This window comes from uncultured Mycobacterium sp. (genome assembly GCF_964249325.1).
Classification (GTDB): domain Bacteria; phylum Actinomycetota; class Actinomycetes; order Mycobacteriales; family Mycobacteriaceae; genus Mycobacterium.
Genome location: NZ_CAXUCH010000235.1, coordinates 1 through 6,611, shown reverse-complemented (window position 1 = coordinate 6,611; position 6,611 = coordinate 1). Strand labels below are relative to the sequence as shown.

Genomic DNA, 6,611 nt, shown 5'->3' with positions numbered 1-6,611 from the left:
CGCCGATCCCGTCCACTGACTGCAGATCGGTGGCACTGGCGGCCAGCAGGTCCTGCAGTGAACCGAACGTCCGAACCAACAAATCGACGTGCGCGAACTGTAGACGCGGGATATCGGCCATCGCGCGGTAGCCACGCGCACTCATCGCCGAGTCCTGCGCCTCGGCTGTCGACGGATACCCGAAAACCTTTGCCAGCACGGTGAAGTCAAGCAGCTCGGTGTCGGACAGGGCGTCCAGCTCGTTGAGTGTGGCGGCCACCTGAGCTTTCGACGGCGGTTCGGGGTTGGCGTGATAGTCGCGCACGATGAGCTCTCGCGCGGCGTCGTTGCCCCCCAGCAATTCCTCGAGCTGCAGCCGCAATTGACGCCCATCGGTGCCCAGCTCCACCGCATCGTCCTCGATGACCAGACCGATCCGGCGGGCCAACTCCAGCCGTTGCACCACCGTCATCACGTCGCGCAGCGTGACGAAGTCCTCGATCTCGGCCCTCGACAGCTGCCTGCTGACCTCGTCGAGCCGGGCCTTGTACCGTTCCAGGGTCGCGATGGCCTGGTTGGCGCGGGACAGGATGGTCGCCGAGTCGGCCAACACATGACGCTCCCCGCCTACATAGACGGTGACGATGTTCATCGAATGGCTGACCGAAATAACCGGGTAGCCGGTCTGGATTGCGGCCCGCTCCGCCGAGCGGTGCCGAGTGCCGGATTCATCGGTGGGTATCGATGGATCGGGCACCAGCTGAACGTTGGCACGCACGATGCGACTGCCGTCGGTGGACAGCACGACCGCCCCATCCATCTTCGACAGTTCCCGCAGCCGGGTCGGCGCGTAGCGCACATCGAGGGAAAAACCGCCGTCGCAAATGGCCTCGACGCTGTCGTCGTAACCCAGCACGATCAGCGCGCCGGTGCGGCCGCGCAGAATGCGCTCCAACCCGTCCCGTAACGCGGTGCCCGGCGCCAGGCGGCTGACAGCCTCACGCAGCGTGGGACGCGGGATCGGCGTGCTGCCGTTCCTGGTGAGTTCACCCGGGTTCATCACCACTCATTGTGCTCGGCGTCCGCATCGCCGGGGGGCAGGTCCAGCTGATGTAGCGGCGCGGGCGTGTCACGGCGGTATTCGGCGATGTCGACCATGTGGTGCAGCGCTGCGACGATGGTCGGCGCCTCGAGCGCATGCAGCCCCTTCGGTGCCGCGCCGCATCCGGCCGGAATCAGTGCGGTGGTGAACCCCTGCCGGGCGGCTTCAGCCAGGCGACGTTCCATCCCGGCGACTCGGCGCAGGTCACCGGCCAGGCCGACCTCACCGATGACCACCGCGGTGGTGGGCAGCGGCAGATTGGCATAGGCCGACGCCAACGCGATCGCAACCGCGAGATCTGATGAGGGGTCGGTCAGCCGCATGCCGCCGACAGTCGACACGAAGATGTCGCTGACGGCCAGGGGTAGCCGTGCGTGCGTCTGCAGCACTGCGGTGATCATCGCGGCCCGGGCATGGTCGATGCCGCTAACCGCCCGCCGCGGTGACCCCCCTGATGGTCGGGCCAGCAACGCCTGCACTTCGCCGATCAGGGACCGCTTTCCGTCCAGCGCCACCGTGATCGCAGTGCCTGGCACCGGCTCTGAGCGCTGATCCAGAAATAGACCGGACGGGTCACTCACACCTTCAATGCCCCTGTCCTCCAGGAGGAAACAACCAACCTCGTCGGTTGCGCCGAACCGGTTTTTGACTCCGCGCACCATGCGCAACGCGGAATTGCGGTCGCCTTCGAAATGCAGCACCACGTCCACGAGGTGCTCGAGCGACCGCGGCCCTGCGATGGCGCCGTCCTTGGTCACATGGCCAACCAGCAGCAGCGCGACGCCGGCGGACTTCGCGGCCGCGGTCAGCGCGGCGGTGACGGCACGCACCTGGGTGACTCCGCCGGCCGCGCCGTCGACGTCGCTGGTCGACAGCGTCTGGACCGAGTCCACGACAACCAGCGTGGGCTGTACCGCGTGGATGTGGCCCAACACCGCGTGCAGATCGGATTCCGCGGCCAGATAGACCTGGCTGTGGCTGCAACCCGTGCGGTCAGCTCTCATCCGGATCTGACCCGCGGACTCCTCACCGGAGACGTACAACGCCCGCCGCCCCGACTGCGCCCAGCGGTGGGCGACCTTGAGCAGCAGCGTCGACTTGCCCACCCCGGGATCGCCCGCCAGCAACGTCACCGAACCGGGCACCACGCCGCCGCCGAGCACCCGATCGAGCTCGCCGACCCCGGTAGGGCAGTGCCGGGTCTGGTGCGGCTCGATAGTGCTGATCGGGACCGCTCGCGAAGCCGGGGCCGACGACCGGCGCGCAGCGCCGCCGACCGCGCTGAGCAGCGCAACTTCGTCGATGCTGCCCCAGGTACCGCATTCCATGCAGCGACCCACCCACTTGGCGGTGACATGGTGGCATTCCGAGCACCGGTACTGCGAACGCGCCTTGGTCACGCCGTGACGGTATCGGCGGTGTATGACAATCTCGGTCTGCGGAACGGCCCACGGACCGTTCCGGCCCGTAGCGTCGCCGACCCGAAGGTTACGGGTGTTGCGCCGGCGCCGGGGGATTCTCCTGTGGCGCCGACCCGCCCGAAATCGGGACCGTCACGCTCACGCTTCCGGCCTTCTCGAAATCAAAGGTGAACTTGTAGGTGAGGCCGCTGGAAATGGGCTTGGCCAGCGCCACAGTCGCTGTGGCGGCGTCCGCGGGCTCCACAGCATCCAGAGCCTTGATGGCCTGGCCATCCGGGGTTCCGACCAGCAGTTTGCCACCGGCCGGCAACCGAGTATCACCGGTAAGGGCCACCGTGCCGATGTCGGTCGTGATGCCGACCAGCTTGTCGCTGATGTCAGGCGACTGGTTGGTCGCGACGAACACCAATGGCACCATTTGGCCCGGCCGCAGGAAGTCGCCGGTCTGCGCCGCGCTGATGTGGACGTTGCGCAGCGCGACGTACTTGAGGTCACCCTGGCCGCCGTTGACGGCGGACTGCTCTTCCGAAGTCTGTGCGATCTGGCCGCTGCTGCAGCCGGTGAGCGCGGCAGCGGCGATCAGCCCTATGGCGACCAGCACGGCGGTCTTGACGCGGTTCACTCAAAGCCTCCTGCTCAGCCGGCGCGGTTCGACTATGCACAGTAGTAGCACGGCCCGTCCCGCGGTAGCGCAGGGCTTTACACCGCATGCGAGCAGCACAGCTGCGCGGAGCAGCCCAGTACCCGTTCCGGGCAGGTTTCCCGAGAAGCCGTGCCCTTGCACGAATTTGGTGATCTGTCAAGCCCCACTTCTCAGCTGCGGTGCCCCTGACCTGCACCGTTGTTCCGCGCGAGTCGAAGGCCCGTGTTAGCATGGAGTAACGAAAGGGGCTCGAATCAGATGATTTTTAAGGTCGGAGACACCGTTGTCTATCCACACCACGGTGCTGCGTTGATCGAGGCGATCGAAACCCGAACCATCAAAGGGGAACAGAAGGAATATCTCGTCTTGAAGGTGGCGCAGGGGGACCTCACAGTTCGGGTGCCCGCCGAGAACGCCGAATACGTCGGCGTCCGCGATGTGGTCGGACAGGAAGGCCTCGATAAGGTTTTCCAGGTGCTGCGCGCCCCGCACACCGAGGAACCGACGAACTGGTCGCGCCGCTACAAGGCCAATCTGGAGAAACTTGCCTCCGGCGATGTTAACAAGGTGGCCGAGGTGGTGCGCGACCTGTGGCGCCGCGACCAAGAGCGCGGTCTCTCGGCCGGCGAGAAGCGCATGCTCGCCAAGGCCCGGCAAATTCTGGTCGGTGAATTGGCCCTGGCCGAAAACACCGACGACGCAAAGGCGGAGACCATTCTCGACGAGGTTCTGGCCGCCGCGTCCTAAACGTCCCCGGGGGCAGCGGTGACGGACACGGTAGTCGCGGTGGTCCCCGCTGCCGGGGCGGGGGAACGGCTAGCCGCCGGTGTTCCGAAGGCTTTCTTTCACCTCGACGGACGCACCTTGGTGGAGCGGGCCGTGGTCGGCTTGCTCGACTCCGAGGTTGTCGACCACGTGGTGGTGGCGGTGCCACCTGATCGCACCGACCAGGGCAAGCTGATCTTGGGCCATCTGGCCACCGTTGTGGCCGGGGGTGCTAACCGCAGTCAATCGGTGAACATGGCACTGGCCGCCGCCGGCGAGCCCGACTATGTCTTGGTGCACGACGCCGCGCGGGCGCTGACACCGCCGCAGCTTGTGGTGCGCGTCGTGGAGGCGCTGCGTGCCGGCCATCCCGCGGTTGTGCCCGCATTGCCGGTGTCGGACACTATCAAAGCTGTCGACGCCAACGGGGTAGTGCTGGGAACGCCGGAGCGAGCCGGCCTGCGGGCCGTGCAGACCCCGCAGGGATTCGCTACCGAGCTGCTGTTGCGCGCCTACGAACGCGCCGAGTCGGGCGATTTCACCGACGACGCCTCCGTCGTTGAGCATCTGGGCGCCCAAGTGCAGGTGGTCGATGGCGACCCGCTGGCGTTCAAGATCACCACCCGACTGGACCTGTTGTTGGCTCAAGCGATCGTCGGCCGGTGAACGTGCTGCCGCGCATCGGATTGGGCACCGATGTGCATCCGATCGAGCCGGGGCGGCCATGTTGGCTGCTGGGGCTGCTTTTTCCCGACGCCGACGGCTGCGCCGGGCATTCCGACGGCGACGTCGCCGCGCATGCGCTCTGTGATGCTTTGCTGTCGGCGGCCGGTCTGGGCGATATCGGTGAAGTGTTCGGAGTCGACGATCCGCGCTGGCGCGGCGTCAGTGGTGCCGGCATGCTCGGCCACGTTCGCGACTTGCTCACGGCCAACCGCTATCGGGTCGGCAACGCCGCCGTCCAGGTGATCGGCAACCGACCCAAGGTCGGGCCCCGGCGTGCCGAGGCCCAGCAGCTGCTGTCCGGGCTGCTGGGGGCGCCGGTGTCGGTGTCGGCCACCACCACCGACGGTCTGGGCCTCACCGGGCGCGGGGAAGGGCTGGCGGCCATCGCCACCGCGCTGGTGGTGCTGACCAGCAGGTAAGCTGGCACGTCGTGACCTATCGCGCCCACCTGCGGCTACACGACACGGCGAGCGGTGCCGTGCGTGATTTCGTTCCGCTGCGGCCTGGCCACGTTTCGATTTACCTGTGCGGCGCCACGGTCCAAGGCCTGCCGCACATCGGCCACGTCCGCAGCGCGGTGGCCTTCGACATCTTGCGCCGCTGGCTGCTCGCGCGCGGCTACGAGGTCGCAATTATTCGCAACGTTACCGATATCGACGACAAGATCCTCAACAAAGCAGCCGCGGCCGGCCGCCCGTGGTGGGAGTGGGCGGCCACCTACGAGCGCGAGTTCACCGCCGCCTACGACGCGCTGGGCGTACTGCCGCCATCCGCGGAACCGCGCGCCACCGGGCACATCACCCAGATGGTCGAGCTGATCGAGCGGTTGATCGACACCGGCCACGCCTACACCGGCAACGGCGACGTCTACTTCGACGTACTCAGCTACCCCCAATACGGCCAGCTGTCCGGGCACAGGATCGACGACGTCCATCAAGGCGAGGGAGTGGCCACCGGCAAACGCGACCAACGCGACTTCACCTTGTGGAAGGGCGCCAAGCCCGGTGAGCCGTCCTGGCCCACGCCGTGGGGCCGCGGGCGTCCGGGCTGGCACACCGAGTGCGTGGCGATGGCGCACGAGTATCTCGGTGCGGATTTCGATATCCATTGCGGCGGAATGGATTTGGTGTTCCCACACCACGAGAACGAGATCGCGCAGGCCCGCGCCGCCGGCGACGGGTTCGCCCGCTACTGGCTGCACAACGGCTGGGTCACCATGGGCGGCGAAAAGATGAGCAAGTCGCTGGGCAACGTGTTGTCGATTCCGGCCATGCTCGACCGTGTGCGGCCCGCCGAGCTGCGGTACTACCTGGGCAGCGCGCACTACCGCTCGATGCTGGAATTCTCCGAGACCTCGCTGCACGACGCCGTCAACGCCTATGTCGGCATCGAGGACTTTCTGCACCGAGTACGACGCCGGGTCGGCACCGTGGTTCCCGGCTGCTGGACTCCCCGGTTCGCCGAAGCGCTCGACGACGACTTGTCGGTGCCGAAAGCGCTGGCCGAGATCCACCATGCACGCACGGAAGGCAACCGGGCACTGGACGCCGGCGACCACGACGCGGCCCTGGCCAACGCCAGCGCGATCCGCGCGATGATGGGCATCCTCGGCTGTGACCCGCTCGACGAACGCTGGGAGTCCCACGACGAGACGTCGGCCGCGCTGACGGCCCTCGACGTGTTGGTGCAGGCCGAACTGCAGCGACGGGTAAAGGCCCGCGAACAACGAAACTGGGCACTGGCCGACGAAATTCGCGATCGGCTGAAAAAAGCCGGCATCGAGGTCACCGATACCGCCGACGGCCCGCAGTGGTCGTTGGTCGGCGATGACGACAAGTAATGGCCGGTAACTCGCGCCGCCGCGGTGCAGTACGCAAACCCGGCACCAAGAAGGGCCCGCCCGTCGGCTCAGGCGGGCAACGCCGCCGCGGCTTGGAGGGACGCGGCCCCACCCCGCCGGCGCACATGCGTCCCC

The 6,611-nt window shown here is 67.2% G+C and carries 7 protein-coding genes and 1 pseudogene; 5 read left to right on the top strand and 3 right to left on the bottom strand.

Translation table 11 applies throughout. The annotated features are described in order from the left end of the window. The 3 genes from disA to ACFE99_RS21110 all read right to left on the bottom strand — a co-directional run. Positions 1 to 1,039, bottom strand: a 1,039-nt coding sequence (gene disA, locus ACFE99_RS21120) for a DNA integrity scanning diadenylate cyclase DisA (RefSeq protein ID WP_375488357.1), incomplete at its 3' end; no start/stop codon positions are given. Further along, positions 1,039 to 2,481, bottom strand: a complete 1,443-nt coding sequence (radA, locus tag ACFE99_RS21115; RefSeq protein WP_375488356.1) for a DNA repair protein RadA — start codon at positions 2,479 to 2,481, stop codon at positions 1,039 to 1,041. The genes radA and disA, both read right to left, overlap by 1 nt. 88 nt (positions 2,482 to 2,569) lie before the next feature. Next, complete coding sequence (locus ACFE99_RS21110; RefSeq protein ID WP_375488355.1) at positions 2,570 to 3,124, bottom strand: hypothetical protein; 555 nt, start codon at positions 3,122 to 3,124, stop codon at positions 2,570 to 2,572. A gap of 279 nt (positions 3,125 to 3,403) precedes the next feature. Between ACFE99_RS21110 and carD the strand changes: the two genes are divergently transcribed. From carD to ACFE99_RS21085, 5 genes and pseudogenes are all read left to right on the top strand, one after another. Further along, entirely contained in the window at positions 3,404 to 3,892 is a 489-nt protein-coding gene (gene carD, locus ACFE99_RS21105) for an RNA polymerase-binding transcription factor CarD (protein WP_003921720.1), read from the top strand. An 18-nt stretch (positions 3,893 to 3,910) separates the two neighbouring features. Further along, complete coding sequence (gene ispD, locus ACFE99_RS21100) at positions 3,911 to 4,576, top strand: 2-C-methyl-D-erythritol 4-phosphate cytidylyltransferase (protein ID WP_375488354.1); 666 nt, start codon at positions 3,911 to 3,913, stop codon at positions 4,574 to 4,576. Next, a complete protein-coding gene (gene ispF, locus ACFE99_RS21095; protein ID WP_375488353.1) occupies positions 4,573 to 5,055 on the top strand; it encodes a 2-C-methyl-D-erythritol 2,4-cyclodiphosphate synthase in 483 nt (160 codons plus the stop codon). The genes ispD and ispF overlap by 4 nt, the downstream gene beginning before the upstream one ends. An 11-nt stretch (positions 5,056 to 5,066) precedes the next feature. Continuing rightward, the gene (gene cysS / locus ACFE99_RS21090; protein ID WP_375488352.1) at positions 5,067 to 6,476 is read left to right on the top strand and encodes a cysteine--tRNA ligase; all 1,410 of its coding nucleotides are present in this window, start codon (positions 5,067 to 5,069) and stop codon (positions 6,474 to 6,476) included. Beyond that, positions 6,476 to 6,611, top strand: a pseudogene (locus ACFE99_RS21085) (23S rRNA (guanosine(2251)-2'-O)-methyltransferase RlmB); the annotation flags it as partial. The gene cysS and the pseudogene ACFE99_RS21085, both read left to right, overlap by 1 nt.